The organism is Labrys okinawensis (assembly GCF_002982075.1).
In the GTDB taxonomy this organism is placed as follows: domain Bacteria; phylum Pseudomonadota; class Alphaproteobacteria; order Rhizobiales; family Labraceae; genus Labrys; species Labrys okinawensis_A.
The window spans coordinates 1-25422 of sequence record NZ_PUEJ01000003.1; the positions used below are offsets into that span (position 1 = coordinate 1).

At 64.1% G+C, this 25422-nt stretch carries 26 protein-coding genes; 16 read left to right on the forward strand and 10 right to left on the reverse strand.

Translation table 11 applies throughout. The features are described from left to right. From C5L14_RS07060 to C5L14_RS07070, 3 genes are all read right to left on the reverse strand, one after another. The coding region (locus C5L14_RS07060) for a nitroreductase family protein (RefSeq protein ID WP_181161062.1) at nucleotides 1-334 on the reverse strand (334 nt) is incomplete at its 3' end. A gap of 157 nt (nucleotides 335-491) precedes the next feature. Continuing rightward, entirely contained in the window at nucleotides 492-983 is a 492-nt protein-coding gene (locus tag C5L14_RS07065; RefSeq protein WP_105861361.1) for an acyl-CoA thioesterase, read from the reverse strand. 67 nt (nucleotides 984-1050) lie between these two features. After that, complete coding sequence (locus C5L14_RS07070; RefSeq protein WP_105861362.1) at nucleotides 1051-2076, reverse strand: hydroxyacid dehydrogenase; 1026 nt, start codon at nucleotides 2074-2076, stop codon at nucleotides 1051-1053. Between the two features lie 110 nt (nucleotides 2077-2186). On the opposite strand from C5L14_RS07070, the gene apaG reads away from it, so the two are divergent. The 11 genes from apaG (at nucleotide 2187) to C5L14_RS07125 (ending at nucleotide 13646) form a co-directional block, all read left to right on the forward strand. Continuing rightward, entirely contained in the window at nucleotides 2187-2579 is a 393-nt protein-coding gene (apaG, locus tag C5L14_RS07075) for a Co2+/Mg2+ efflux protein ApaG (RefSeq protein ID WP_105861363.1), read from the forward strand. A gap of 268 nt (nucleotides 2580-2847) precedes the next feature. Beyond that, the gene (locus C5L14_RS07080) at nucleotides 2848-3930 is read left to right on the forward strand and encodes a PspA/IM30 family protein (protein ID WP_105861364.1); all 1083 of its coding nucleotides are present in this window, start codon (nucleotides 2848-2850) and stop codon (nucleotides 3928-3930) included. A 13-nt stretch (nucleotides 3931-3943) separates the two neighbouring features. Next, nucleotides 3944-4609 (forward strand): OB-fold-containig protein, encoded by a 666-nt coding sequence (locus C5L14_RS07085; RefSeq protein ID WP_245196527.1) that lies wholly within the window; start codon nucleotides 3944-3946, stop codon nucleotides 4607-4609. A 6-nt stretch (nucleotides 4610-4615) separates the two neighbouring features. Beyond that, nucleotides 4616-6355 carry a flotillin family protein gene (locus tag C5L14_RS07090; RefSeq protein WP_105861365.1) on the forward strand — a complete coding sequence of 580 codons (1740 nt, stop codon included), beginning with the start codon at nucleotides 4616-4618 and terminating at the stop codon, nucleotides 6353-6355. A 316-nt stretch (nucleotides 6356-6671) separates the two neighbouring features. Continuing rightward, nucleotides 6672-7904 carry an aspartate aminotransferase family protein gene (locus tag C5L14_RS07095; protein ID WP_245443291.1) on the forward strand — a complete coding sequence of 411 codons (1233 nt, stop codon included), beginning with the start codon at nucleotides 6672-6674 and terminating at the stop codon, nucleotides 7902-7904. Nucleotides 7905-7906: 2 nt separating this feature from the next. Continuing rightward, nucleotides 7907-8827 (forward strand): ornithine carbamoyltransferase, encoded by a 921-nt coding sequence (gene argF, locus C5L14_RS07100; RefSeq protein ID WP_105861366.1) that lies wholly within the window; start codon nucleotides 7907-7909, stop codon nucleotides 8825-8827. Beyond that, nucleotides 8824-9798 (forward strand): Hsp33 family molecular chaperone, encoded by a 975-nt coding sequence (locus C5L14_RS07105; protein WP_105861367.1) that lies wholly within the window; start codon nucleotides 8824-8826, stop codon nucleotides 9796-9798. Before argF ends, C5L14_RS07105 begins: the two co-directional genes overlap by 4 nt. A gap of 168 nt (nucleotides 9799-9966) precedes the next feature. Next, a complete protein-coding gene (argE, locus tag C5L14_RS07110) occupies nucleotides 9967-11133 on the forward strand; it encodes an acetylornithine deacetylase (RefSeq protein ID WP_105861368.1) in 1167 nt (388 codons plus the stop codon). A 4-nt stretch (nucleotides 11134-11137) separates the two neighbouring features. After that, entirely contained in the window at nucleotides 11138-11737 is a 600-nt protein-coding gene (locus C5L14_RS07115) for a flavin reductase family protein (protein ID WP_105861369.1), read from the forward strand. 142 nt (nucleotides 11738-11879) lie between these two features. Beyond that, nucleotides 11880-12302, forward strand: a complete 423-nt coding sequence (gene mscL / locus C5L14_RS07120; RefSeq protein ID WP_105861370.1) for a large conductance mechanosensitive channel protein MscL — start codon at nucleotides 11880-11882, stop codon at nucleotides 12300-12302. A gap of 144 nt (nucleotides 12303-12446) precedes the next feature. Further along, nucleotides 12447-13646 carry a pyridoxal phosphate-dependent aminotransferase gene (locus tag C5L14_RS07125; RefSeq protein WP_281062563.1) on the forward strand — a complete coding sequence of 400 codons (1200 nt, stop codon included), beginning with the start codon at nucleotides 12447-12449 and terminating at the stop codon, nucleotides 13644-13646. A 158-nt stretch (nucleotides 13647-13804) separates the two neighbouring features. Here C5L14_RS07125 and C5L14_RS07130 read toward each other — a convergent pair whose 3' ends face one another. Beyond that, nucleotides 13805-15031 (reverse strand): tetratricopeptide repeat protein, encoded by a 1227-nt coding sequence (locus tag C5L14_RS07130; protein WP_105861371.1) that lies wholly within the window; start codon nucleotides 15029-15031, stop codon nucleotides 13805-13807. 308 nt (nucleotides 15032-15339) lie between these two features. Between C5L14_RS07130 and C5L14_RS07135 the strand changes: the two genes are divergently transcribed. Together C5L14_RS07135 and C5L14_RS07140 are read left to right on the forward strand one after the other, a co-directional pair. Then, nucleotides 15340-15549 carry a cold-shock protein gene (locus tag C5L14_RS07135; RefSeq protein ID WP_068286760.1) on the forward strand — a complete coding sequence of 70 codons (210 nt, stop codon included), beginning with the start codon at nucleotides 15340-15342 and terminating at the stop codon, nucleotides 15547-15549. A 352-nt stretch (nucleotides 15550-15901) separates the two neighbouring features. After that, complete coding sequence (locus C5L14_RS07140) at nucleotides 15902-18025, forward strand: ABC transporter ATP-binding protein/permease (protein ID WP_105861372.1); 2124 nt, start codon at nucleotides 15902-15904, stop codon at nucleotides 18023-18025. Between the two features lie 75 nt (nucleotides 18026-18100). On the opposite strand, the gene C5L14_RS07145 is transcribed toward C5L14_RS07140, so the two are convergent. The 5 genes from C5L14_RS07145 to C5L14_RS07160 form a co-directional block, all read right to left on the reverse strand. Beyond that, nucleotides 18101-18565 (reverse strand): META domain-containing protein, encoded by a 465-nt coding sequence (locus C5L14_RS07145; protein WP_105861373.1) that lies wholly within the window; start codon nucleotides 18563-18565, stop codon nucleotides 18101-18103. A 153-nt stretch (nucleotides 18566-18718) separates the two neighbouring features. Continuing rightward, the gene (locus tag C5L14_RS30270) at nucleotides 18719-19156 is read right to left on the reverse strand and encodes a low molecular weight phosphatase family protein (RefSeq protein ID WP_281062564.1); all 438 of its coding nucleotides are present in this window, start codon (nucleotides 19154-19156) and stop codon (nucleotides 18719-18721) included. A gap of 3 nt (nucleotides 19157-19159) precedes the next feature. Continuing rightward, entirely contained in the window at nucleotides 19160-19648 is a 489-nt protein-coding gene (locus C5L14_RS30275) for a UPF0262 family protein (RefSeq protein ID WP_181161063.1), read from the reverse strand. Between the two features lie 60 nt (nucleotides 19649-19708). Continuing rightward, entirely contained in the window at nucleotides 19709-21004 is a 1296-nt protein-coding gene (gene hisD / locus C5L14_RS07155) for a histidinol dehydrogenase (RefSeq protein WP_105861374.1), read from the reverse strand. 126 nt (nucleotides 21005-21130) lie between these two features. Continuing rightward, nucleotides 21131-21571: a DUF2948 family protein gene (locus tag C5L14_RS07160; RefSeq protein ID WP_245196529.1), complete on the reverse strand. Its 441-nt coding sequence runs from the start codon at nucleotides 21569-21571 to the stop codon at nucleotides 21131-21133. 212 nt (nucleotides 21572-21783) lie between these two features. Here C5L14_RS07160 and C5L14_RS07165 point away from each other — a divergent pair, with 212 nt between their 5' ends. The 3 genes from C5L14_RS07165 to C5L14_RS07175 are packed head-to-tail and all read left to right on the forward strand — an operon-like array spanning nucleotide 21784 to nucleotide 24571. After that, complete coding sequence (locus C5L14_RS07165; RefSeq protein WP_105861935.1) at nucleotides 21784-23481, forward strand: thiamine pyrophosphate-binding protein; 1698 nt, start codon at nucleotides 21784-21786, stop codon at nucleotides 23479-23481. A 56-nt stretch (nucleotides 23482-23537) separates the two neighbouring features. Continuing rightward, nucleotides 23538-23942 carry a c-type cytochrome gene (locus C5L14_RS07170; protein ID WP_105861375.1) on the forward strand — a complete coding sequence of 135 codons (405 nt, stop codon included), beginning with the start codon at nucleotides 23538-23540 and terminating at the stop codon, nucleotides 23940-23942. Then, a complete protein-coding gene (locus C5L14_RS07175) occupies nucleotides 23939-24571 on the forward strand; it encodes a hypothetical protein (RefSeq protein ID WP_245443293.1) in 633 nt (210 codons plus the stop codon). Before C5L14_RS07170 ends, C5L14_RS07175 begins: the two co-directional genes overlap by 4 nt. A gap of 25 nt (nucleotides 24572-24596) precedes the next feature. Here C5L14_RS07175 and C5L14_RS07180 read toward each other — a convergent pair whose 3' ends face one another. Further along, nucleotides 24597-25283 carry a Crp/Fnr family transcriptional regulator gene (locus C5L14_RS07180; RefSeq protein ID WP_105861376.1) on the reverse strand — a complete coding sequence of 229 codons (687 nt, stop codon included), beginning with the start codon at nucleotides 25281-25283 and terminating at the stop codon, nucleotides 24597-24599. Nucleotides 25284-25422 lie beyond the last annotated feature (139 nt).

Genomic DNA, 25422 nt, shown 5'->3' on the forward strand with positions numbered 1-25422 from the left:
ATTTCTCCTGCAGGCTCTTCACCACGTCCTGGTCCTCGAAGAACAGCACGGTACCGGCGCCGGCGGCGAAGGAATCCATCTTGGCCTCGGTCGAGGCGAAGCTGTCGGCCGGCACGATCTTGCGCAGGATTTCCTTGGTCAGGTGCCAGAATTTGTCGCTCTGCTTGCCGAACAGGATCACGGCGCGCGAGCTCTGCGAATTGAACGAGGAAGGCACATGCTTGATCACGTCCTGGATCAATCTGCTGATCTCTTCCTCGCTCTTGGGCAGCGTCTTGCCCAGGGCGTATTGGGTGCGGCGGGTCTTGATATGGTCGATGAAGGACTTGGACATGAGAAGAATTTCTCTCTCAATGAAAATTTGCCAATGCGGAAGAGGTGCTCAAGCAACCTCGACGGCAGACTTGCATGCCCTGAAACGGACATGTCGAAAACCTGCATAATCTCGATCGTTAAGTTCGATGAAATTGATATGTCGATCGCGGCGCCCGTCAGCCGCCACTGTCGACACCCGTCTCGGCCACGGCTTCCAGGCGGGCGGCGATTTCGCGGCGTAGGGTGCGGCGCAGTTCCGCGGCCTTGTAACGCCGCTCCTCGGTCGGTCCGCTGACTTGGAGCGTCGGCACGGCCGAGGGGCGCCCCTCGTCATCCACCGCCACCATGGTGAAGTAGCACGAATTGGTATGGCGACGGGTGCCGGAGCGGATGTTCTCCGCCTCCACCCGGATGCCGACCTCCATCGAGGTCCGGCCGGCATGGTTGATCGACGCCAGGAAGGTCACGAGTTCCCCGACCTGGATCGGTTCCTTGAACATCACCTGATCGACGGAGAGCGTCACCGCATATTGGCCCGAAAAGCGCGAGGCGCAGGAGAAGGCGACGCGGTCGAGCAGGTTGAGCAATGCGCCGCCATGCACCTTGCCGCTGAAATTGGCCATGTCCGGCGTCATCAACACGGTCATTTCCAGGCGGCGGCGATCCATGGTTCTTCCCCTGATCTCATTGCTCGCCGCCGAGTGTAATGAAGAGGCCGTGGATGAAAAGCCGCGATCAGGTCTTGCTCACCGGTTGGGAACGCAGGCGGCTGGCGATGGCCGGGTCGGCGCGACGGCACAGCTGCGGCGGCAGGCCCTTGAGGATGAGTTCGAGGTCGGCGACCGCCATGCTGCCGATCTCGAACAGGGCGTCCCTGGTGCCGCCGGTGCGATGGGCCGAGAACACCATGTTCGGTGTGGCGCGCACGGGATCGTCGGCCGGGACGGGTTCGACCGGGAAGACGTCGGTGGCCACGCGGATGTGGCCGCTGCGGGCGGCCGCGATCATGGCCTGGAAATCGACCACCGCGGCCCGGCTCATCAGGAGGAAGGCCGAACCCTTCTGCATCAGGGCAAATTGCGGTGCGCCGAGGAAATGGGCGTTTTCCGTGGTGGGGGCGGCGAACACGACGACGAAACGGCTGCGTTCCAGCAGCGTATCGAGGTCGCTTTGCCGGCAATCCAGCCGCTCGATGATCTCGGCCGGCAGCCAGGGGTCGTAGACCCTGACCTCGTTGCGGAACGGGCGGATGAGCTCGCGGAATTTGCGGCCGAGATCCCCGAAGCCGATGATGCCGACCGGGGCGCCCTCGAAGCGGATGGTATCGAGATTGGCTTCGAGGCCATAGGTCTCGGAGCCGGCGCGGAAGGCGCGGTCGGCGGCGCTGATGCCCCGGCCGAGATCGAGGGCGAGGCCGAGCGCCGCTTCCGCCACCGGGGCCGCGAAGGCAGAGGCCGGTGTCAGCACCCAGACGCCGCGCGCCTGGCAGGCGGCGTAATCGATATTGGGCAGGAAATTCGTTTCGACATTGATGATGGCCTTCAGCTGCGGGGCTCGCCCGAGCCGTTCGCGCGGCATAGCCGTCTGCCCGATGATGGCCACGGCGTGGGGCAGCAGCGCCTCGATCTCGTCGTCATGCATCGGCCTGGCCTCGCTGATGACAAGGCGTCCGAGGCTTTCGAGCCGGGCTCGCACCGCCGGCGTCATGATCTGCTCGAGCGTACGCGGGAGGGGATCGACGAGAATGACGGGGGCGGCCATGGCGGGTCCTGTGCACGGGAATCGGCAAAGCATGAAGTGTTGCGAAGGACTCCGCAATGGTCAGACCATAAGGGTTTGACGGCAGCGCCCGTGAATGCGTAAATCAAGGCATGTACAGCGCCACCACACGGCATATCAAAGTGACGGTCCGCCCCCGTTTCCTTGCCGAGGAATCGCGGCCGGCGGAGGGGCGCTATTTCTGGGCCTATACGGTGGAGATCGCCAATATGGGCCCGGAAACGGTACAGCTCCGGTCGAGAGCCTGGGAAATCACCGACGAAAACGGCCGGCGTGAGGACGTCAGGGGCGCCGGCGTGGTCGGCGAGCAACCCGTGCTGGAGCCCGGAGAGCGTTTCGAATATACCTCCGGCTGCCCGCTGGGAACGCCATCGGGCCTGATGGTCGGCACCTATCTCATGGTGGCGGAAAGCGGTGAGACTTTCGAGGTCGCCATTCCGGCTTTTTCTCTCGACAGCCCTTACGCCAAGCGCAGCGTGAATTGAGGCCGCAGACAGCCTCAGATTCAACGCGGTTCGGCTGATGGCGAACGCTTCGATTTGTCCCGGCCATCCAAAACCTACCCTACGGCCAGGCAGGAAGGCTGGATTGCCGGGCGTGTGAGCTCGGATGAGCTTTGAGTGAGCTGCCTGATCTGCAGCCGTGTTCTCGTTCCGATTTTGACCTAGTACACTCGAAAATGGGGCTTGTTTCCTTGAAAGCAACAAAGAAGTGCTTTATGTAACGAAAATGATCGGAAAGTCTGATGCCACAATGGTTTTCGTCCTGGCGCCAACCGCTGAAGATCGTGGCGCATTGCAGGCTACCCTCATCGCCTATCGCCAGGCGATGGCTATTCTCGACAGAACCAAGGGAGCCAATCTCGTCGCCCTGCACGAAGAAGCCTACGAGGAAATCCGCCTGAAGACGGGGCTGCCTTCGCGCATGGCGACCCTGGCCTTGCGCGATCACAGCCGGCGGCAGCCGGGCGAGCTGATCGGCGACATTCCGCTCGACTCCAAGCTGTTCTCCGTGAAGGGGCCGGACAGTGTCAGCATCGCCACCATCGAGGGCCGGGTGGTCATGCCCTATTCGGTCAGCGGCTATCACGACGGCTGGGATGACTTCGCCGAAGCCCGCCTCGTCTTCGAAGGCCTGTCGCTGCGCATCGATGTCGGCGTGCAGGCCAGCATCCACTCTCAAAAGGAGATCCCGATGTCCAACGAAGGTATTCTCGCCCGGCTGGGGCGGGTCATCGCCGGTGTCGTCAACAATGCGGTCGATACGGCCGAAGCTTCCAATCCCACCGCCGTCGCCCAGCAAGCCGTGCGTGAGATCGGCAAGATCGCCGAGGAGGCCCGGGCCGCGCTCGGCATCGCCGTCGCAGCCGGCCACCGCCTCAAGGCCAAGGCCGATGATCTCGACGCCGAGATCCGCGATCTCGACGGCAAGATCAAGATCGGCCTGGAGAAAGGGCGGGAGGATCTCGCCCGCGCCGCGACGGGTGTCCAGATCGATCTGGAAGCCCAGCGCGAGGCACTCTCCAAGGCAATCGCCGAGAATGCCGGCGAGATTGCCGAAGCCGAGGCAACCCTGCGCAGCATCGCCTCGGCTCGCGCCGACGCAATGAAGCGGCTGGAAGATGCCAAGCGGGCGGAGCGTGCCGTTCCTGCCGCCGTGACGCCCTCGCAGCGCAACGACCAGCGGCTCGCCGACGCGCTGGCCGCGGTAGAACGCGTGACCGGCGTGCCGGCCAAGCCCACCACCGGCGCCGCTGAAGTGGAGGAACTCGGCCGGTTGCAGCGCCAGGACGCGATCGAGGCGCGGCTCAAGGCTTTTAGGGAAGGCCAGCGCTGATGGAAGCCCAGTGATGATGGAAACCTTGGTCCAGCCGGGCACGGCACCCTTCTGGGTGGCATTGTTGACGGTGATCGGCATCGGCGTGGTCGAGCTCGTCTCGATGCTGCTCGGTGCCTCCGTCTCAGCCTTGCTCGACGATAGTTTCGGCTTTCATGATCTGGGCCATCACGCCTCCGGCGATCACGAGAGCAGCCTTCTCGGCGCGTGGTCCTCGTGGCTCAACGCCGGCGGCGTACCGCTCCTGGTGCTGATCGTCATCCTGCTTTCAGCCTTCGCGGCCTTCGGCTTCGCCATCCAGTCGGTTGCCCTCGGCCTTGCCGGGCCGCTGCCGGCCCTGATTTCCGTTCCCGGCGCGTTGGCCGCGGCCGTTCCTACCACGCGCTGGATCAGCCGGGGCATTGCCCGCATCATCCCGCGCGACGAAACCAGCGTGCTCAGCCAGGATGAGTTCATCGGCTTGGTCGGCACGGTGACCATCGGCCCGCTCGACCAGGGCAATCCCGGTAGCGTGCGGGTCAAGGACCGCTACGACAATTTCCACGCCCTGCGCGCGAAGGCCGCGCCCGGGCATGTCATCGAAACGGGCGCGCTGGTGTTGATTGTGGATGGGGCCGACGGTCTCTTCCAGGCCATTCCCGCACCGCAGGCACTCGATAGCGACAGCAACAGGAGCTGAACGACCATGGACTTCTTTTCGGTGGGCCTCATCGCCGGTGTCATCGTGACGGCCATCGTCGTCATCGGCATCATCATGACGACCCTCTACACAAGGTCCACGCGCGACAAGGCCTATGTGCGGACCGGGCTCGGCGGCAAGAAAGTGGTGCTCGACGGTGGCTCGGTCATCCTGCCGATCTTCCATTCCTATTCCTGGGTGTCACTGAGCACGCTGAGGCTCGAGGTCAAGCGTTCCGAATACGAATCGCTGATCACCAAGGATCGCATGCGTGCCGACATCACGGCCGAGTTCTATGTCCGGGTGAAGCCCGACGCGGAGAACATCGCGTTGGCCGCCCAGACCCTGGGCGATCGCACCAATGATGCGGATGCCCTGAAGACCCTGGTGGAAGCCAAGTTCGTCGACGGCCTGCGCTCGGTGGCGGCGACCATGTCGCTGCGCGACCTGCAGGAGCAGCGCGCCGAATTCGTCAAATCGGTGCAGGCGGCGGTAGCGCACGACCTGCAATCCAACGGCCTCGAGCTTGAATCGGTCTCGCTGACGCGGCTCGACCAGACCGATATCAAGCATTTCAACCCGAACAACAGCTTCGACGCCGAAGGCTTGACGGCGCTCACCAAGATCACTGAGGAACGCAAGCGCGAGCGCAACCAGATCGTGCGCGACAACGAGGTGGAGATCGCTACCAAGGACCGTGAAGCGGCTCTGCGGCGCCTGACCATCGAGCGCGAGCAGCGCGACGCGGAGCTCAACCAGGAGCGCGACATCGCCAATAAGACGGCGGAAACGCGCGCCGAGACCGCCAAGGCGGAGCAACTGGCGCGCCTGAGCCAGGAAACGGCCAGGCTCGATACCGACCGGGGTATCGCCGAGCGTGACGCCGAGGCCCGCCAGGCCCGCGAGGCGGCCCGCATCGGGGCAGAGCAGGGCATCGCCGAACGTGAGGCCGTGGCCCGCAAGATCACGGAGACCGCCCGCATCGACGCGGCGATCACTGTGGCCCGCAAGATCGAGGAAGAGCAGGCCGCCCGCGCCAAGGCCGATGAGGCGAAAGCGGCCGCCATCACCGCCGAGGAACAGGTGACCACTGCCCGCGAGGTGGAGATCGCCGAGCGCGCCAAGCGCATCGCCGTGATCGATGCCCGCAAGGCCGCCGAGCAGGAGGCGACCGCCATCACCGTCAAGGCCGAGGCCGAAAGGCAGGCGGCGGAGAACCTGGCCGCCGCCGTCAAGATCCAGGCCGATGCCGAAGCGCAGGCCGCCAAGATCCGCGCCACGGGCGTGATCGAGCTCGGCGAGGCCGAGGCCCGCGCAGAGCGGGCCAAGAACGAAGCGCGCAATGCCCTAGCGGAAAGCGTCATCGGCTTCGAGCTTGCCAAGGCTCGCGTGGCGATCGTGCCTCAGGCACTCGAACAGGCGATGAAGCCGATCGAGAAGATCTCGGACATCAGGATCTTCAGTGCGGGCGGGTTGGCCGGCGCTCTTGGCGGTATGGGTGCTGCCGGTGTCAATGGCGGCGGCCAGGCCGGGCATCCGATCGGCGACCTGTCAAGCCAGCTCCTCAGCTTCACCGCTCAGAAGCCTATCCTCGACGAGATCCTGGCTCAGGCCGGCTTCAAGGGGGCCGACCCAACCCAGGCGCTGCTGACAGCTTCACTTGCAAGCGCGGGACACAAGGCGCCTCCCGTCAGTCGCCCGGACGGCATCGTGCCGCCTGTGGACGACGTCCAGCACAAGGGCTGAAAGGGGATTTGACGAGGACATGATGCGGGCTGAATGGCCCGCACTTGCCGGCACAACGCTGCCATTGACACCATCGCCCTCGCGCCTAATATATTTTCGTCGAAACAGCCGCCCTCAAGCAGCAACCTTGGGGCGGCGTTTTGATTTTTTGGCCCAGGCATTCTGCGTTTTGGCGGCACCGCCAAGGATCGCAAGACGCTGGGGAACCAGAAGTTGGAACAAAGGGCGGATTTGTCAAAACGCGCTTTGCTCCTGTCATCATGATGTTCCAGGACTGCCTCAAACCTCTAGAATTGCCAACCTGAAAGCCACACCCGTGAACGCCTCCGTCAAACCTCAGCCGTCCCATGCTTCCGCCCCATCGGCCATCTTGCCGACTTATGCCCGAGCGGACGTGGCTTTCGAGCGAGGCGAGGGCGTGTGGATGATCGGCTCGGATGGCGAGCGCTATCTCGATTTCGGCGCGGGTATCGCCGTCAATTCGCTCGGTCATGCCCATCCCCATCTGGTCTCGGCCTTGACCGAGCAGGCCCAGAAGATCTGGCACACCTCCAACCTGTTCCAGATGCCGGGCGGCGAGAAGCTTGCCCGCCGGCTGGCTGACGCCACCTTTGCGGACAAGGTCTTCTTCACCAATTCGGGTGCGGAGGCGCTCGAATGCGCCATCAAGATGGCCCGCAAATACCAGTCGGCCAACGGCCATCCGGAGCGTTTCCGCATCATCACCTTCGAGGGAGCCTTCCACGGCCGTACGCTGGCGACCATCGCCGCCGGCGGCCAGGCCAAATATCTCGAAGGTTTCGGCCCCAAGGTCGACGGCTTCGACCAGATCGCCTTCGGTGACCACGAGGTGCTGGACCGGGCGATCACACCGGAGACGGCTGCCATCCTGGTCGAGCCCATCCAGGGCGAGGGCGGCATTCGCACCCTGCCTCATGCCTGCCTGAAGGGCATGCGCGAGCTCTGCGACGCCAAGGGCCTGCTGCTGATCTTCGACGAGGTGCAGACCGGCGTCGGACGCACCGGCAAGCTGTTCGCGCATGAATGGGCCGGTGTGACTCCCGACATCATGGCGGTGGCCAAGGGTATCGGCGGCGGCTTCCCGATGGGCGCCTGCCTCGCCACCGACGAGGCGGCCAAGGGCATGACCGCCGGCGTGCACGGCACCACCTTCGGCGGCAATCCGCTCGCCATGGCCGTGGGCAATGCCGTGCTCGACATCGTGCTCGAGGAGAGTTTCCTGGAGCACGTCGCCAAGGCCGGCCTGCTGTTGCGCCAGCGCCTGGCCGAACTCAAGGACCGCTTCCCCGATATCATCGAGGAGATCCGAGGCGAGGGACTGATGCTCGGCCTGCGCACGCGCATGACGCCGGGCGAATTCGTCGGTGCTCTCAGGGCGCAGAAGCTGGTGGCCATCCCGGCCGGCGACAATGTAACCCGGCTGCTGCCGCCCCTGATCATCTCGGATGAAGAACTTCTCGAAGGCGTGCGTCGAATCGAGGCTGCCTGTGTCGCCCTCTCGCGCAAGCCAATGACTGCCGGACATTGACGATGGTAAAGCATTTTCTCGATCTTTCCGATCTTCCCGCCCAGGATCTGCGGGCCGTTCTCGATCTGGCCGCCTCGATCAAGGCCAAGCGCGTGAAGGGCGAGCTCGCCCGCGAACGCCCGCTCACCGGCAAGGTCCTGGCCATGGTGTTCGAGCAACCCTCGACGCGAACCCGCGTCTCCTTCGATGTCGGCATGCGCGAGTTGGGCGGCGAGACCCTGATGCTGACCGGCGCCGAGATGCAGCTCGGCCGCGGCGAGACCATCGCCGACACCGCCCGCGTGCTTTCGCGCTATGTCGATGCGGTGATGATCCGCATGCTCGACCACACCGCGGTGCGCGAGCTCGCGGCCAATGCCTCGATCCCGGTGATCAACGGCCTCACCAAGATCTCCCATCCCTGCCAGATCATGGCCGACATTCTGACCTATGAGGAGCATCGCGGCCCGATCAAGGGCAAGACGGTGACCTGGACGGGGGACGCTAACAATGTGCTGACCTCCTGGATCGAGGCGGCGCAGCGTTTCGACTTCACCATGCGCGTCGCCGCGCCCCAGGATCTTTCGGTGCGCAAGGAAGTCGTCGACTGGGCCCGTGCCAACAAGGCGCGGCTGGAGATCGGCACCGACCCCCGCGAGATGGTCGAGGGGAGCGACTGTGTCGTGACCGATTGTTGGGTCTCGATGGGCGATTCCGAAGGCTATCGCCACAATCTGCTGCGGCCCTACCAGGTCAATGCCAAGCTGATGGCGCTCGCCAAGCCCGATGCCCTGTTCATGCACTGCCTGCCGGCCCATCGCGGCGAGGAGGTGACGGACGAGGTGATCGACGGGCCGCAATCGGTGGTGTTCGACGAGGCCGAGAACCGCCTGCATGCCCAGAAGGGCGTGCTCGCCTGGTGTTTCGGACAGGCCGCGGCATGAGTGAGCCCCATCTGACGGAAGACGATCATATCCTGCCCTTCCAGGCGGAGGGGCTGGACGTGCGAGGCCGCGTCGTCAGGCTCGGCCCTGCCATCGATACCATTCTGCGCCGACACGATTATCCGGCGCCGGTGTCGCGCGCCGTCGGCGAGGCGACGGCGCTGGCACTGCTGCTCGGCACCACACTGAAATTCGACGGCCGCTTCATCCTGCAGACCCGCACGGATGGCCCGGTGAGAATGCTGGTGGTGGATTTTCAAGCGCCGGACCGCGTGCGGGCCTGCGCCACCTTCGACAAGGACGCCGTGGCTGCCGCCATCGAGGCCGGCAAGACGAGCACGATTGAACTGCTCGGCAGCGGCCACCTTGCCATGACGATCGACCAGGGGCCGGACATGGCGCGCTACCAGGGCATCGTCGCCCTGGAAGGCGAGAGCCTGGAAGCGGCAGCGGACCAGTATTTCCGTCAGTCCGAGCAGATTCCCACCCGCGTCCGCCTGGCCGTGGCCGAGAATTACGTGGCCGGGGAGGGGGCGAGTTGGCGCGCCGGCGGCATGATGATCCAGTTTCTGCCGTCCTCGCCCGAGCGCATGCGCATGGCCGACCTGCCGCCGGGCGATGCGCCCGAGGGCGCCGAGGTGATGCAGCATCGCGAGGACGATGCTTGGGTGGAAGCCAAGCTGCTGATGGGGACGGTGGAGGATCACGAGCTGACCGATCCAAACGTATCGGCCGAGGAACTGCTCTATCGCCTGTTCCACGAACGCGGCGCCCGCGTATTCGAGAGCTCGGCCATCATCGAGAAATGCCGCTGCTCGCGCGAGGCCGTCACCACCATGCTGCGCAATTTCTCGCAACAGGATCGCCGCGACATGGTTGCCGACGACGGGTCGATCACGGTGACCTGCGAGTTCTGCAATGCCCGCTACGATTTCGACAAGGCGGAGACGGAAGAACTCGTGAACGCGTAGGGGCGGCCAGGAAAGAGCGGACGGGACGTCCCGTCCGCCTTAAGGGACGTCCAAGAATAAGCGCGCTGTCATTCCCGGCCCCTGGATCCCCTTCCGGCGGCGCGGGGCATGACAATCGATAGAGCGCTCATTTTTGAACGGTCTCCAAGGAAACGTCTTGCTCTCAGGATGAACATGCCCCTTCGCTATACGCCCGCCGAACTCACCGCCAAGCTGGTCTCCTTCGATACGGTCAGTTCGCGGTCCAATCTGGCGCTGATCGATTTCGTTGCCGATTACCTGGCCGGGCATGGCGTCGAGAGCGTTCGCCTGCCCAATGCCGCCGGTGACAAGGCCGCGCTTCTGGCCACCATCGGCCCGGCGGACAGGCCGGGCGTGGTGCTCAACGGCCATGTCGATGTCGTGCCGGTCGAGGGGCAGTCCTGGAGCGCGCCGGCCTTCGAAGCGCGGGTGGAGGGAGAGCGCCTTTACGGCCGCGGCACCTGCGACATGAAGGGCTTCGTTGCCACCGCACTTGCCCTGGTGCCTGATTTCCTGGCGATGAATCTGAAGGCGCCCCTTCACATCGCCATCTCCTATGACGAGGAGATCACCTGCCTCGGCAGCCTCGACATGATCCGCCGCTTCGGCAAGGACCTGCCGCTTCCACGCGCCTGCATCGTCGGCGAACCGACGCTGATGGAGGTGGTCGACGCCCAGAAATCCCTTGCCTCCTATGTCACCCGCATTTCCGGCCGCCCGGCTCATTCGGCCATGCCGGCCCTGGGGGCCAACGCTCTGCATGCGGCTGCCCGCGTCATTGCCCATCTCGACGATATCGCCGATGAGCTCCAGGCGGCGGGCGATCCTTCGGGCCGCTTCGAACCGGGCTATTCCACGGTGCAGGCGGGGTTGATCCAGGCGGGGAAGGCGATCAACATCGTGCCGGACGAGGCGCGCATCGTATGGGAATGCCGCGGCCTGCCCTCCCTGCCGATTGCCTTCGTGCCGGATCGTATCCGCGCCTTCAGCCAGGAGATCGTGTTGCCGCGCCTCCGGCGCAATGCGCCCGAGGCCGAGATCGTCACGGAGCTCGATATCGCGGTGCCGGCCTTGTCGCCCGAGCCCGGCTCCTATGCCGAGACGCTGGCCCTGCGTCTTGCCGGGCGCAACCATACCCAGGCCGTTTCCTACGGCACCGAGGCCGGCCATTTCCAGCTCGCCGGCATTCCCACGGTGATCTGCGGCCCGGGCTCGATCAAGCAGGCGCATGGAGCCGACGAATGGATCGCCCTGTCCGAGCTCGAGGCTTGCGCCAGCTTTCTCAGGCGGCTTGGCCAGGCGCTGGAGGTCTGACGGAATGTTCTACGAACCGCGCAAGGGTGACCACGGCCTGCCCCACGATCCGTTCAAGGCCCTGGTGACGCCGCGCCCGATCGGCTGGATCACCACACAGTCGGCGGCCGGGGCCATCAATCTGGCGCCCTTCTCCTTCTTCAACGCCTTCCAGTCGCGGCCGCATCTCGTCGGCTTCGCCGCCGATGGCCGTAAGGACAGCGTCGTCTTCGCCGAGGAGACGCGTGAATTCGTCTGCAACCTCGTCACCGAGGATTTGATCGACGCGATGAACGCCACCTCCGCGAGGCTGCCGCGCGGACAGAACGAAATGGAGCATGCCAGGCTCGAAGCCGCATCCTCGCGCCTGGTGAAGCCGCCGCGCGTGGCCCGGGCCGCTGCCGCGCTGGAATGCCGCTGGACCCAGACGATCCATCTCGTCGATTCGGAGGGAGCGCCGAGCGACGCCTGGCTCGTCTGCGGCGAAGTGGTCGGCATCCATGTCGACGACCGCTTCATCCGCGACGGGCGTGTCGATACCGCCGCGATGCGCGTGGTCTCGCGTCTGGGCTATCGTGACTATTCCGTAGTGGAAAGCACGTTCGAACTGGAGCGTCCGGGTTAACGCGGCTTGCATCCCCAGTCGCGGGAGGTAATTGTTACCTCTCTACGGTGACGGATCTTGGGGCGGCGCTGGTATGTTAGGGGGCCGACGCAAGATGTCGGTTGCGTCGATGCCGACCCAGATACGTACAAGCGGAGGCTGCATGCTCAAGGAATTCAAGGAATTCGCCCTCAAGGGCAATGTCGTCGACCTCGCCATCGGTGTGATCATCGGTGCGGCGTTCACCAAGATCGTGACGGCGGTGGTCGAGGATTTGATCAATCCGATCATCGGGGCACTCACCCCCGGGGGCCTCGACTTTTCAAACATCTACCTCATGCTGCGAGGTACGGCACCTGAAGGCGCTTCCCTCGCGGATGCTCGCAAGCTCGGTACGCCTCTCGCCTATGGTGATTTTGTCAGCGTCGTCGTGAACTTCCTGATCGTCGCGTTCATCCTCTTTATGATCGTGAAGGTGATCAATCGCTTGCGTCGCGAAGCGCCGGCCAAGGAAGAAGCTCCTGCGGCACCACCCGCCGACGTGCAATTGCTGACGGAAATCCGTGACCTCCTCGCCAAGAGGTGAGGCCATCCTGCGGCACCGTTTGTGACAGGTCGGGAAGGCTGCCGGCATTCATGCATACGGGCGATGGAAACCATTCCAAGTTTTGGTTTCTGCCGCCCGCGCTGATGTCATAAAGTCCGGCATTCCCATTGCAAGGATGATGCCGTGACTGCCGCCGTCGAGTCGATTCCAGCCGCCCCCTCCTTCCTCGATGGCCTCAGGCCGGAAGCGCTCGGCGCACCGGAAAGCGGTATCGTCGAGGTGATGAATTACGGGCGTACGCGCCAGGGCATGATCCCGCTCTGGGCCGGCGAAGGCGACGTGCCGACGCCCGCTTTCATCACCGAAGCGGCAACGCGGTCGCTGGCCGCGGGCGAGACCTTCTATACCTGGCAGCGTGGCATTCCCGATCTGCGTGAGGCCCTGGCGCGTTACCACACCAATCTCTTCGGCAAACCCTTTGCGGCCGATCGCTTCTTTGTCACCCAGTCCGGCATGCATGCGATCCAGACCGCGGTTCGCCTGATCGCCGGCGTCGGCGACGAGGTGATCGTGCCGACACCGGCCTGGCCGAACTTCGCGGCCGCCATCGGCGTGGCCGGCGCCAAGCCGGTGATGGTGGCGCAGATCTTCACCGAGCAGGGCTGGAAACTCGATTTCCAGCGGCTCGCCGATGCCATCACGCCGCGCACCCGCGGCATCTTCATCAATTCGCCGTCCAACCCCACCGGCTGGGTCGCCACCGCGGAGGATATCGCCTTCGTGCTCGATCTTGCACGCCGGCACGGGCTGTGGATCTTCGCCGACGAGATCTACACGCGCTTCCACTATGCCGGCGGCCGCGCGCCCTCCTTCCGCGACATCCGCACGCCGGAGGACCGCATCATCTTCACCGATACCTTCTCCAAGAACTGGGCGATGACGGGCTGGCGCATCGGCTGGATGGAAGCACCGCCCGAACTGGGGCAGACCATCGAAAACCTCCTCCAATATTCCACCTCGGGCGTGGCCACCTTCCTGCAGCGTGCCGGCATCGCGGCGCTCGAGCGGGGCGAGAGCTTCGTCGAGCACCAGATCGCCCGCGCGCGCCAGGGCCGCGACATCGTCATCAAGGGCCTGAGCGCCACCGGCAAAGTGCGCTTCGCCCCGGCGAGCGGCGCCTTCTACCTGTTCTTCTCCGTGGAAGGGAAACCGGACGTGCGCCGCCTGGGGCTCGAGATCGTCGACCAGGCCAATGTCGGTCTGGCGCCCGGCACAGCCTTCGGCGCCGGCGGCGAGGGCTTCATGCGGCTGTGCTACCTGCGCAGCCCCGAGCAGCTCCAGGCCGCCACGCAGCGCCTGGTCGACTGGCTGGAGAAGATCTGAGCGACGTACGCGGCCCCAGCCTTGGCGGTCGCATCGCAGACCTTGCCGAGGTTACGCGGGAAACGGCGCGGCTGGGACCGCGGATATCTTGTCCGCCTCTTGCTTTCCCATAAGTCCGGTGCTTCCGGGAGAGGACGAGAGGCCCGCCCTTCCCGGGTTTACGGCTTCGCCCCGAGCCGGGACAGGCCGCCCTTGGCCGGTTTGTTGGCGGGATCGAGTTCCAGCGCCTTGTTGAAATCGGCAATGGCGTCGTCGCGCTCGCCCCGGCTCTCACGGATGCGGGCGCGCGTGACGAAATAGTCGGCGACTTGGCTATCGGCTGCGATGGCGGCATCGGCATCGCGTAGCGCCTCGTCATAGCGATCGGCGGCGAGATAGGTCAGGGCCCGTTCATTGAGGGTATCGGGCTTGTCCTTGGTGAGCTCGAGTGCCTTGGCGAGGTCCGCCAGGGCATTGTCATAGTCCCCGAGTTCGCGCCAGGCGATGCCACGGGAGACATAGGCCTGGTCGCTGCTGGGCTGTTCGCGGATGGTCTCGTCGTAATCGGCCATCGCCTCGTCATAGCGATGCAGGGCGGCGAAGAGTTGTCCGCGTTCCAGGCGGGCGGAAGGGAAATTGGTATCGAGCGCGAGCGCCTTGGTATAGTCGGCGATGGCAGCTTCGGTGTCGCCGAGCTGCCACTGCACGAAAGCACGGCTGAAATAGGCGGAATCGAACTCGCTGTCGAGGTCGAGCGCCTTCTGCAGGTCCTCCAGGGCGCGGGTATAGTCCTTCATCTCGATGAGGGAGCGGGCCCTGGCGTAAAAGGCGTTCTTGTAGGTCTTGTCGAGGCGGATGGCCTGCGTGTAGTCGTCGATGGCCGCCATATGCTCCTCGAGGGCGCGGTGGGCATCGCCACGGCCCTTATAGGCCTCTTCCTCACGTCCGTTGAGGGCGATAGCGGCATCGAAATCCTTGATCGCCTCCTCGTTGCGATCGAATTGGAGCAGCGCAAAGCCGCGATTGATCAGCGGGAGCGCGGAGCGCCGGTTGACGGCGATCACGGCGGCGTAGTCGGCCAGCGCGGCATCCATCTCGCCGAGGCGGGACTGGGCGTCGGCCCGCGCGGTCAGGCTGGCGGCATCGCGCGGCCGCACTTCCAGCGCCGCGCTGAAATCCGCCACCGCCTTGGCGTCGTCGCCGTTTTCCGCGTAAGCCTGCCCGCGCCGGAAATACACCAGCGCGCGCGTCGACTTGGCCAGTTTCCGGTCGAGCAATTGCGTGCAGGCGGGAATGCGCTGCTCGGCCGCCCCTTTCGAGCAATCCCGGTCGGCGCTGTCGGCAAAGGCGGGCGTACTGGCCGCAACAGCGAGCAGAAGGAGAGCAGGGCGCAGAGAGGCGATCATACCGGATGGGGTTCCGTAGGCAGGTCAGGAGGGCAGGCGAAACAGGAAGGCTGTAGACCAAGCCGTGGCAGCTGGGAATGGCAGAACTGTGATCTTTCTCGTCTCTTGGGCCGGCTTCGGGCTCGCCCTTGTGAATTTCGACAAACCTGTGTTATCGATTTAGCGTCATTTGGCCGGACGACTGGGCCGGTGCGTCCATGCTCGAGCAGGGCGCACGTTCAGGACACCTCCCCAAATTTCGCAAAACCCGGGCGGAGCACGGATTTCCGTGGGACGTCCATGCTTTGGAACGAAGTAAAGGACTATCTATGAGCACGGGAACCGTAAAATGGTTCAACACCCAGAAGGGTTACGGCTTCATTCAGCCTGATGACGGTGGCCGCGACGTGTTCGTGCACATCACCGCCGTCGAGCGCGCCGGTCTGCCCGAACTGCGTGAAGGCCAGAAGATCGGTTACGAGATCCTGACGGATCGCAAGACGGGCAAGGCTGCAGCCGGCAACCTCAAGGCTGTGTGACCCGACAAGCATCTTCAGGCGGAGGGGTTACCGGTTCGCGTGAAGGCAATCGACGATAACAAGAATGGAGAGCCTCTCCGGGTCGCATGACCGGAAGTCCTCTCACCCAATCCCATTCAGAGGCGCGCCCCGGCGCGTCTTTTTTATTGGCCGCAGCAGCGCGTGCCGAGGACAGCGCTTCACGAAGTGCTGAACCACCTTACCATTTGATCATTTGTGATGGCCGGCAAAGGATGCTCAATATCCGTTCGCTCGGGGGCGGACGACAGGGTTGTATTAACCTTAATTCCGCATGGTCGAAGGCAATGGATTCCTCGCCTGGCCGATGGCGTATTTCTGAAAGGCCGTCTTCATGATCAGACTTCTTGCGGGCCTCTCCGGTCTCGCTACCCTCGCTTTTGCGACCGGCAGCGTATTGGGAGGGGTGCCCTTCTACCTGCCTATCCTATCGTTGGTCGTCACAGGGGTATTATTGATCGCGGACGGCGTGCCTGTATCGACCAGCCGCGTACCATTGGTGGTGCGCTTTTTGATCGGGCTGTTCGCTTTTTCTTTCATCGTGCTTGCCGGCCTCGTCTGGGCCGATGAAGCCGGCTTGGTACCGGAGGCCCTGCAGTCGTTTCTGCCGCGGGCTTCGTCGCCCATTATCGCAGCAATCCTGGTGATCGTGCATCTGGTGATCTGCTACGTCCCGGTGGTCCGTCGGATCATCGACATGGCCAACCCATTTTTCGAGGCCAGGACTCCGACACGCCTGAGCATGGGCTATCTCGGTTCCTGGCCGATGAGCCTGCGTACCCTGGGTCTCGGCCTGTTCGCGATCATCATCGTTCTCAATGTCGTCCAAGTCTATCTGTTGGTACGGTTCAACTACTGGCAAAATTTGTTCTTTACCGCGCTCCAGCAGAAGGACGGGCCCGTATTCTGGACCCAGTTGGCCGTTTTCTCCATGCTTGCGACGGTGTGGGTTATTCGCGGCATGCTGGAGATGTATTTTACAGGCGTATTAAAGCTCTATTGGCGCCAGTGGCTTTCAGAACGGTATGTCGCACAATGGCTTTCGGATAAGGTTTCCTATCGATTGGCACTCGACAGGAAATCCACCGACAACCCCGATCAGCGTATTTCCGAAGACGTCAGGGATTTCATCGATCAGGTATTCGATTTCTATGTAAATATATTTATGACATCTCTTAGTCTGTACGCTTTCGTGCAGATACTTTGGCAAATATCGGCAAACTTCCCCTATAGTATTGGGAACTTTGATCTGAGTTCCGTACCCGGCTATCTTGTCTGGGTGGTGTTGATCTATGCAATTGGCGTTACCTATCTCACGCATTTGGTCGGTCGCCCACTTATCGCTCTGCAGTTCCGGTTCCAAAAAGTCGAAGCCGATTTTCGCTACAACCTCGTGCGCGTGCGCGAGAACAGCGAGCAGATTGCATTGCTCCACGGCGAGGAGGTTGAACAGAGGGGCCTCAAGGAACGGTTCGGCGCCATATTTGGGACCGGCCTCAGCGTCCTCTACCGTCGGATCAAACTGACTTGCGTGACCCTGGCCTATGCCCAGGCCAATGTCGTGCTGCCATATCTTCTGCTGGCACCGGCTTATTTTGCCACCCAAAACATGACATTCGGTGTTCTATCGCAGACCTCCGATGCTTTTGGTAATGTTCAGAGCGGGGTCTCGTTCTTCATTACCTCCTACGCCTCGCTCGCTGTCTTCAAAGCCGTCGTCGACCGCCTCACGACTTTCGATCATGCTATTGAGCAGGCTGACGCGGCACGCAATCAGGGGGTCAAAATCGAGCGTTCCGTTGATGCCAACGCCTTGTCAGGCAGCGCGGTCGACATTTTGCTTCCGTCCGGCGAAACGCTGCTAGAGAAGGTCGGATTCGATATTCGTAAGGACGAGCGTACTCTGGTGACAGGTGCGTCGGGATCCGGCAAGACCACTCTGTTCCGAGTGCTCGCCGGCATTTGGCCCTACGGCAAGGGCAAGATCTCGGAGCCTGACGAGGGTGCCATTATGTTGCTCCCGCAGCGTCCCTACTTTCCATTGGGTACACTGGCCAGGGTGATGGCCTATCCGCTGAATGCGGACTCCTTCAGCAAACAGGAACTTGCGGAGGTGTTGAAAAAAGTAGGGCTCTCGCATCTCGCCGACATGCTGGATGTGGAGCAGAATTGGGCGGGCATGTTGTCCGGCGGCGAACAGCAACGCGTGGCAATCGCGCGGGCAATCCTGCGTAAGCCCACCTGGCTTCTCCTGGACGAGGCAACCTCGGCGATGGACGAGAAAAGCGAAGCAAGCGTTTACAACCTTATCAGAGAGGCGCTGCCTGAAACCACGATCGTTTCCATTGGTCATCGCTCGTCCCTGGCGGCACACCACGATCGGCGGTTGGATGTCGTCAGGGAAAATGGTCAATCGCGCATCGAGGAGCAGCCACTGGCGGCATTCGGAACAACTTGACCCGCGAAAACGGCGACGATGCAGAAAAGGCCGGTCTTTCGACCGGCCTTTTCAATTCCGTTCCGAAGCTTGTGGTTACGCCGCCGGCTGGAACTTCATCTCGCCATAGGGGCCGCGCAGGGTCAGCGTGTAGCCGTCATAGGACCAGTCGGTGGAGGTGCGCATCACGAACAAGAAGACCTGCTCATTGTGCATCAGGCGGTCGGCGCATTTGCGCTTGCTGATGGCCACCGGCCCGATGGCCATGCGTTGGTCGGCGCGTGGAATGATGGTGGCGGACCAGTTGTTGCAGGCCGAGAAGCCGGTGCCGCGATAGCTGTCTGAGACCAGGATCGTGGGCCGGTCGTCCTTGAACTGCTGATCCTTGTAGGAAATCGCCGCAAAGGTACGGTTCATCGGGAAGGGACGGGAGGCCTTGCTGTCCATGGGCTTGGGCAGAGTCGGCGGCACGTTGTTCGGCGGCACCGAGCCGAACATCGAACAACTCGTCAGGGTCACGGCCGACAGGGCGGCAAGGGCAAGGGAACGCAGAACGCGCATCAAATCCTCCGGTTCATTGCCGCGCACGATAGAGGCGGAGCTGAAAAATCGCAACGCGGCTTATACAGGATACACGGCCCGGAGAGAAAGATGTTCGCCGCCTTCAGCCTGTTCCGGCGGATACAGTCCGAAGGCGGCGCGGCAGCAGCGGTCTCAGCCCAGTCTCTCGGTGATCCTGTCGATCAGGCCGTCACGCAAGGCGCGATAGGCGTCGAGCTTCTGCTCGCGGTTGCCGCTGACGATGCTTGGGTCCGGCGTCGGCCAATATTCGACGTCGGCGGCCAGGGTGCGCGTGAGGTCGAGCGCCTTGTGGTGGGCTTGCGGAGCGAGGGTGATGATCAGGTCGAAGTTCAGCCCTTCCAGTTCTTCCAGATCCTCGAAGCTCTGAGGGCGGTGCTTGCCGAGGGAGATGCCGATCTCGTCCAGCGCGGCGGCGACGAAGGGATCGGGCTCCCCCGGGCGCACGCCCGCCGAACCGAAAAAGATGGACCGTCCGAAATAATAGCGCGCGATCGCCTCCGCCATGGGCGAGCGGACGACATTGTGCGCGCAGGCGAACAGGACCGACTGTGGACGGCGGCCCTCCTTCACGCCTCAGCCTTTCCAGTAGAGTGCGGAAACAAGGGTGAAGAGCCGCCTGGCGGTGGAAAGGTCGAGAGCGATCTTGCCGGCCAGCCTTTCGCGCAGGATTTCAGAGCCCTCATTGTGCAGGCCGCGCCTGGCCATGTCGATCGTCTCGATCTGGGAGGGCGTGGCGCTGCGAATGGCCGCGTAATAGCTGTCACAGATGGTGAAATAGTCGCGTACCACGCGCCTGAGCGGCGTGAGCGAGAGGATATGCACCACCACCGGCTGGCTGTCGGCGTCGCGAATGTCCAAGACGAGGCGGCCATCCTGCAGGGAGATATGCAGTCCGTAAGGGCCGGAATCATAGCCGACCGGCGAGAACACATTCTCCTCGATGAGGTCATAGGCGGCGACCCGCCGCTCATGTTCTTGATCCTGGCTGCCGCGCCCGATGCTGCGCTCATCGAGATGAACGGCGATCAACCGGCAGGTGGGGCTGAATTCCTCATTGTCCATGGCATCTCATAACATGGTGCATGGGCTCTCATAGAGCAAAGCGCGCTGAAACGACACGTCCTAGAGGCGATTGCTGCGGATCGAGACCGAGCGGGCATGAGCGGCAAGGCCCTCCGCCTCGCCGAGCGCGACCGCAGCCGGGCCGAGAGCCGCAAGCTGCTCCGGCCCGCATTTGAGGATGGACGTGCGCTTCATGAAATCGAGCACGCCCAGACCCGAGGAGAACCTGGCCGAGCGGGCCGTCGGCAGCACGTGATTGGAGCCGCCGACATAATCGCCGATCGCTTCCGGCGTGTGCGGCCCCAGGAAAATGGCGCCGGCGTTGCGGATGCGGTCCGCCAGGGCTTCGGCGTCTCGGGTGATGATCTCCAGATGCTCGGCAGCGAGGCGGTCGGCCAGCGGCGGGGCCTCATCCAGCGAGGACAGGATGATCAGGGCGCCATAGTCGCGCCAGCTCGTTCCCGCGATCTCGGCGCGGGGCAGGGTAGCGAGCTGGGCTTCCACTTCGCGCTCCACCGCCTGCGCCAGGGCGGGGCTGTCGGTAAGCAGGATCGATTGGGAGGCCGTGTCGTGCTCGGCCTGGGCCAGCAGGTCGGCGGCAATCCAGGCCGGATTGGCGCTGTCGTCGGCGATCACCAACACTTCGGAGGGACCGGCGATCATGTCGATGCCGACATGGCCGAAGACGCGGCGCTTGGCGGCGGCCACATAGGCGTTGCCCGGTCCGGTGATCTTGGCGACCGGCGCGATGGTCGGCGTGCCATAGGCCAGGGCGGCGACGGCCTGCGCGCCGCCTATACGATAGACCTCGTCGACTTCGGCGAGCCTGGCTGCCGCCAGCACCAGAGGGTTGAGGACGCCGCCCGGACTCGGCACCACCATCACCAGACGAGGGCAGCCGGCGACCTTGGCCGGAATGGCGTTCATCAGGACTGAGGAGGGATAGGCGGCCGTCCCGCCGGGAACGTAAAGGCCGACGGCCTCGATTGCCGTCCAGCGCCAGCCAAGCTCCACCCCGAGGGCATCCCTGAACAGCGTATCGGTCGGCTTCTGGCGCTCATGATAGGCGCGGATGCGGCTGGCCGCCAGTGCCAGGGCCTGGAGCGCGCCGGCATCACATCGGGCCTGCGCCGCTTCGATCTCCTCCTCGGTGACCCGCATGGTTTCGGGGCTGAGCGTCAGGCGGTCGAAGCGGGCGGTGTAGTCGATCACCGCCGCATCGCCGCGCGCGACCACATCCTCGATGATGGCCTTGACGGAGGCGTCGACATCCTCGGAGATCTCGCGCTTGGTGGCGAGCAGGGTAGCGAAGGCGTCGGCGAAATCGGCTTGGGCGCTGTTGAGCCGAACCGGCATGGCATTTCCTTGTGCGGCGGGAAGAACGAAGTCAGCGGGCCGCTAATGACAAGAAACCGGGGCCGGCTTCAAGAGAAATGCGTCGAGGGCGCGATCCCGCGGCGTGTTCCGGTTACGGACGAGGCGCTACACCCGCGCGGGTGGCGGGGAGCCGCAGGGCCAGGCCGGACCGAGATCGGACATCGCGGCCTCCAGGCATTCCACTTCGAGGCGGATGGCGCCGCCGCCCTCGAAATAGAGCGTCACCAGTCCAGCTGGCTCGTCCACGACCTCGAAGGAGACGGAAAGCAGCACGGCCTTCTGGCTGGCGTTCTGCTCGAAATGCGAACGCTTGACCCCGAGAACCCGTTCGAAATGCAGGCCCGAGCGCCGTCTCGTGCGTTCGCCGCTCTGGTCGCCGCACCAGTCATAGCGGTCCATCACCAAAGCGAAGCGTTTCTCGTGCGGCAGCCAGGCGATTTCGGCCGGCGCGACGGCGGCGTCCTGGAGATGGGTGGAGATGACCTCCAGGTCCTCTCCATCGAAAGCGAGCAGCTTGAGGGGTTCTGGCGACAACATGAGCTGCATGTAATGTCCCGCGGCCCGCGCGGCAAGAGGTCGCGGAGGAAACGGAATGCCGGCCTCTCGGCGTCGTCGATCGATGGAGCGTGGTCGGCATGGGGCTCGGCGTCAGAGAGGTCGTCCCGAGAATGTCGACCTGGAGGTCGACACTCCACCGTCACCCGGCGTATGACAGGGCGATCCATCCAAGAGTGCCAATGCCCAGAGTGACAATGTCCATGCCGGTGTCCACAGCAGAGCCCAGCTCCAAGTCCCAATCCCGCAATGGCGGCCGCCTGATCGTCGATGCGCTGGTGGCGCAGGGCGTCGAACATGTCTTCTGCGTGCCGGGAGAATCTTATCTCGCCGTGCTCGATGCCCTCCATGATGCCCCGATCAACGTCACTGTTTGCCGTCAGGAGGGCGGGGCGGCCATGATGGCGGAAGCGGCCGGCAAACTCACCGGGCGGCCCGGCGTCTGCATGGTCACGCGCGGGCCTGGCGCCACCAATGCCTCCCATGGCGTCCATATCGCCATGCAGGATTCCACGCCGATGATTCTGTTCATCGGCCAGATCGAAACCGGCATGCGCGAGCGCGAGGCCTTCCAGGAGGTCGATTACAAGGCCTTCTTCGGCTCCATGGCCAAATGGGTTGTGGAGATCGACAAGGCCGAGCGCATTCCCGAACTGGTGACGCGTGCCTTCCGGGTTGCAATGCAGGGGCGTCCTGGGCCGGTGGTGATCGCCCTGCCGGAAGACATGCTGGTCGAAACCGCCACGGTTGCCGATGCGGCCTTCGTCGAGCCGGCGCAGACTTGGCCGGGCCGCGCGGAGATGGCCCAGTTGGAGGCTCTGCTCGGCGAAGCGAAGAAGCCTTTGCTGATCGTCGGCGGCTCCGGCTGGTCGCAGGGGGCCGTGGCGAGCCTCGTCCGCTTCGCGGAGCGTTTCGACCTGCCCGTGGGCACTTCCTTCCGCCGTCAGATGCTGTTTCCGGCCGACCATCCCAATTATGCCGGCGATGTCGGCATCGGGCCCAATCCCAAGCTGGCTCAGCGCGTCAAGGAGGCCGACCTCCTGATCCTGGCGGGCGGACGCCTCTCCGAAATGCCGTCCTCTTCCTATTCGCTGGTGGACATCCCGACGCCGCGCCAGAAGCTCGTGCACATCCATGCCGGTGCGGAGGAATTGGGCCGGGTCTACCAGCCCACCCTCGCCATTCACGCAACGGCGCAGGCCTTCGCCTCGATGCTGGAGGAACTGCAGCCGCCCGGCAGCCTGCCCTGGTCGGCCGAGACGCGCCAGGCAAACCGGGATTTCCACGACTGGACCGACGAGCCCAAGCCCATCCCCGGAACGTTCCAATATGGCGAGGCCCTGCTCTGGCTGCGCGAGCGCCTGCCCGAGGATGCGGTCATCTGCAACGGTGCCGGCAACTACGCAATCTGGGTCCAGCGTTATCTGCGCTTCCGGCGTTACGGTACACAACTCGCACCCACCTCGGGCTCGATGGGCTATGGTGTGCCGGCGGCCGTGGCCGCCAAGGCCCTCGACCGTTCAAAGACCGTGGTCTGTTTTGCCGGCGACGGCTGCTTCATGATGAACGGCCAGGAATTCGCCACCGCCGTGCAGTATGATCTGCCGATCATCGTGGTCGTGGTCGACAACGGCATGTACGGCACCATCCGCATGCATCAGGAACGCGAATTCCCCGGGCGCATTTCGGCGACGAAGCTCAAGAACCCGGATTTCGCCGCCTATGCCGTCGCGTTTGGCGGCCATGGCGAGACGGTGACGACGGCGGCCGAATTCGGGCCGGCTTTCGAGCGGGCGGCCGCCTCCGGCAAGCCGGCCATCCTGCATTGCCGTATGGATCCGGAAGCGATCACGCCGATGACCACGATCACCCGGATCCGCGAGCAGGCGCTGGCGAAATGAAGGGTCTTTCCCAGGACCGCCGGCTTCCAGCCGGCTCTTCCCGTCCTGCAGGCCCGATGTTTCCAAGAGCCGGCTGGAAGCCGGCGATCCCAGGGCTTCTCGCCTTTCTTCTCCTGGCTGCGCCTGCCTTCGCCGGCGATGCCGTCAAGGGAAAGGCCGGTTTTGCCCGTTGCGCGGCTTGCCACCGGGTCGGCGAAGGCGCCAAGAACGTGGTGGGGCCCCAACTCAACGGCATTGTCGGACGTCCGGCCGCCACCGCGCCGGATTATGCCTATTCGCAAGCGATGAAGGCCTCGGGCAAGATCTGGGACGAGGCCTCCCTGCGCCTCTTCCTCACCCGTCCTTCCGCTGCCGTTCCCGGCACCAAGATGACCTTTGCCGGCGTTCGCGAGGCGGCGACGGTGGACGACATCATCGCCTATCTCGCGACCTTCGACGCCGACGGGAGGGTAAAGCCTTGAGCCGCCCGCTCCAGAATCGTGTCACGCCCTTCGGCGACATCGTCGCCATGGCGGCGCGCGGCACGATGATGGGTATTCGCGGCGGCCGCATCCATGACGAGACCAAGCGGCTGACGCGCCGGCGCTGGACGTCCAGGCGCTGGATCTGCTGCGAGCTTTCTTTCAAGGGGCGCTGGCGGGAGGTCATGGGCCCCGGCTACACGCATCTGTTCTTCCTGGACGAAGTCACGGCGCTGGCGGCCGGCCATCGCCCCTGTTTCGAATGCCGCCGGCCCGATGCGCTGGCCTACCAGGCCGCCTTTCCAGAGCCCGGGGCAAGCGCCGATCGCATGGACGAGATCCTGCATGCCGAGCGGCTCGGCGAACATCGGATGGAAGACACCGCGAACCTTCCCGACGGCGCCGTCTGGGCCGATGGCGAGGAGGCCTTCACACGCCGCGAGGGCAGGGTGCTGCGTTGGTCTCCTACGGGCTGGGAGGAGGCGCAGTGGCAGGACCGGCCGGCACGTTTGCTGACCCCGGCGGCAAGCGTCGCGGCGCTCCGCAACGGCTTCAAGCCGAGATGGCATCATATGGGGGATGGGTCTTCAGACCTGGCGGGAAACATCACGCCGGCTGCCAAGGATTAGGCGGATCTGACGATCCGGCCCCCGGTCAGTCCGCCAGCGCTGCCGAAATCCGTTTGTTCAGCTCTTCCGGATTGACCAAAGCGAGGGCCCCGCGGGTCTTGCTGACCAGGCCTTCCTTTTCGAGCGCCGAAAGCTCGCGTGACACCGCCTCGCGGCGGCAGCCGATGCGGGCGGCGAGGTCGTGGTGGAAGGGCGGCGGCGAGAGCACGCGCTGCCCGGGATGGCTCGCGCGAGGCTGGGAGAGGCGGATGAGCTCGGCGTAGAGCCGGTGCTTGGTCTGCAGGAAGGAGTGCTCGGCCAGCTTGGTGTTGAGCGCGCGCACCCGGCTGGCGAGCAGCTGCAGGATCTGCTTGCATACCGAGGCGTTCTGGGTGAGCAGCTCCATGAAGACCGGGCCGGAGATGATGCACATCTGCGAGCGGTTGAGCGCGGTGACGTTGGCCGAGCGGCCGACGCCGTCGATGGCCGACAATTCCCCGAAGAACTGGCCGCCGCCAAGCTCGGCCAGGATCACTTCCTTGCCGGTGATGGTGCGATAGAGCACGCGCACCTTGCCGGAAATCAGGAAATAGACGTCGTTGGAATTGTCGTCATAGTCGACGACCAGCTCGTTCTCCTCGAACTTGGCCCAACGCACCCGGCCGTCGAAGGCCTTGATCGTGGCTTCGTCCAACGCCTGGAACAATGGAATCTGGGACAGGGTATTCGACATCGTTCCTCCGCTGAAGCGCCTGCCGAGCCGTAGAGCAAAGCGCGTCATTCCATGAATGTCACGACCGGATCTCGATCGTGGCGGGCCTCCATCGCCGCGCAAAGTGCTTCATGGCGCGCCTCGTGGCAAGTCCGCGCAT

Bases quoted from the DNA above. Each gene is read 5' to 3' on its own strand.
- C5L14_RS07065 (WP_105861361.1), bottom strand. From the start codon at position 983: ATGGATCGCCGCCGCCTGGAAATGACCGTGTTGATGACGCCGGACATG.
- C5L14_RS07070 (WP_105861362.1), bottom strand. From the start codon at position 2,076: ATGGCCGCCCCCGTCATTCTCGTCGATCCCCTCCCGCGTACGCTCGAG.
- apaG (WP_105861363.1), top strand. From the start codon at position 2,187: ATGTACAGCGCCACCACACGGCATATCAAAGTGACGGTCCGCCCCCGT.
- C5L14_RS07080 (WP_105861364.1), top strand. From the start codon at position 2,848: ATGGTTTTCGTCCTGGCGCCAACCGCTGAAGATCGTGGCGCATTGCAG.
- C5L14_RS07085 (WP_245196527.1), top strand. From the start codon at position 3,944: ATGATGGAAACCTTGGTCCAGCCGGGCACGGCACCCTTCTGGGTGGCA.
- C5L14_RS07090 (WP_105861365.1), top strand. From the start codon at position 4,616: ATGGACTTCTTTTCGGTGGGCCTCATCGCCGGTGTCATCGTGACGGCC.
- argF (WP_105861366.1), top strand. From the start codon at position 7,907: ATGGTAAAGCATTTTCTCGATCTTTCCGATCTTCCCGCCCAGGATCTG.
- C5L14_RS07105 (WP_105861367.1), top strand. From the start codon at position 8,824: ATGAGTGAGCCCCATCTGACGGAAGACGATCATATCCTGCCCTTCCAG.
- argE (WP_105861368.1), top strand. From the start codon at position 9,967: ATGAACATGCCCCTTCGCTATACGCCCGCCGAACTCACCGCCAAGCTG.
- C5L14_RS07115 (WP_105861369.1), top strand. From the start codon at position 11,138: ATGTTCTACGAACCGCGCAAGGGTGACCACGGCCTGCCCCACGATCCG.
- mscL (WP_105861370.1), top strand. From the start codon at position 11,880: ATGCTCAAGGAATTCAAGGAATTCGCCCTCAAGGGCAATGTCGTCGAC.
- C5L14_RS07130 (WP_105861371.1), bottom strand. From the start codon at position 15,031: ATGATCGCCTCTCTGCGCCCTGCTCTCCTTCTGCTCGCTGTTGCGGCC.
- C5L14_RS07135 (WP_068286760.1), top strand. From the start codon at position 15,340: ATGAGCACGGGAACCGTAAAATGGTTCAACACCCAGAAGGGTTACGGC.
- C5L14_RS07140 (WP_105861372.1), top strand. From the start codon at position 15,902: ATGATCAGACTTCTTGCGGGCCTCTCCGGTCTCGCTACCCTCGCTTTT.
- C5L14_RS07145 (WP_105861373.1), bottom strand. From the start codon at position 18,565: ATGCGCGTTCTGCGTTCCCTTGCCCTTGCCGCCCTGTCGGCCGTGACC.
- C5L14_RS30275 (WP_181161063.1), bottom strand. From the start codon at position 19,648: ATGGACAATGAGGAATTCAGCCCCACCTGCCGGTTGATCGCCGTTCAT.
- hisD (WP_105861374.1), bottom strand. From the start codon at position 21,004: ATGCCGGTTCGGCTCAACAGCGCCCAAGCCGATTTCGCCGACGCCTTC.
- C5L14_RS07160 (WP_245196529.1), bottom strand. From the start codon at position 21,571: ATGCAGCTCATGTTGTCGCCAGAACCCCTCAAGCTGCTCGCTTTCGAT.
- C5L14_RS07165 (WP_105861935.1), top strand. From the start codon at position 21,784: ATGCCGGTGTCCACAGCAGAGCCCAGCTCCAAGTCCCAATCCCGCAAT.
- C5L14_RS07170 (WP_105861375.1), top strand. From the start codon at position 23,538: ATGTTTCCAAGAGCCGGCTGGAAGCCGGCGATCCCAGGGCTTCTCGCC.
- C5L14_RS07180 (WP_105861376.1), bottom strand. From the start codon at position 25,283: ATGTCGAATACCCTGTCCCAGATTCCATTGTTCCAGGCGTTGGACGAA.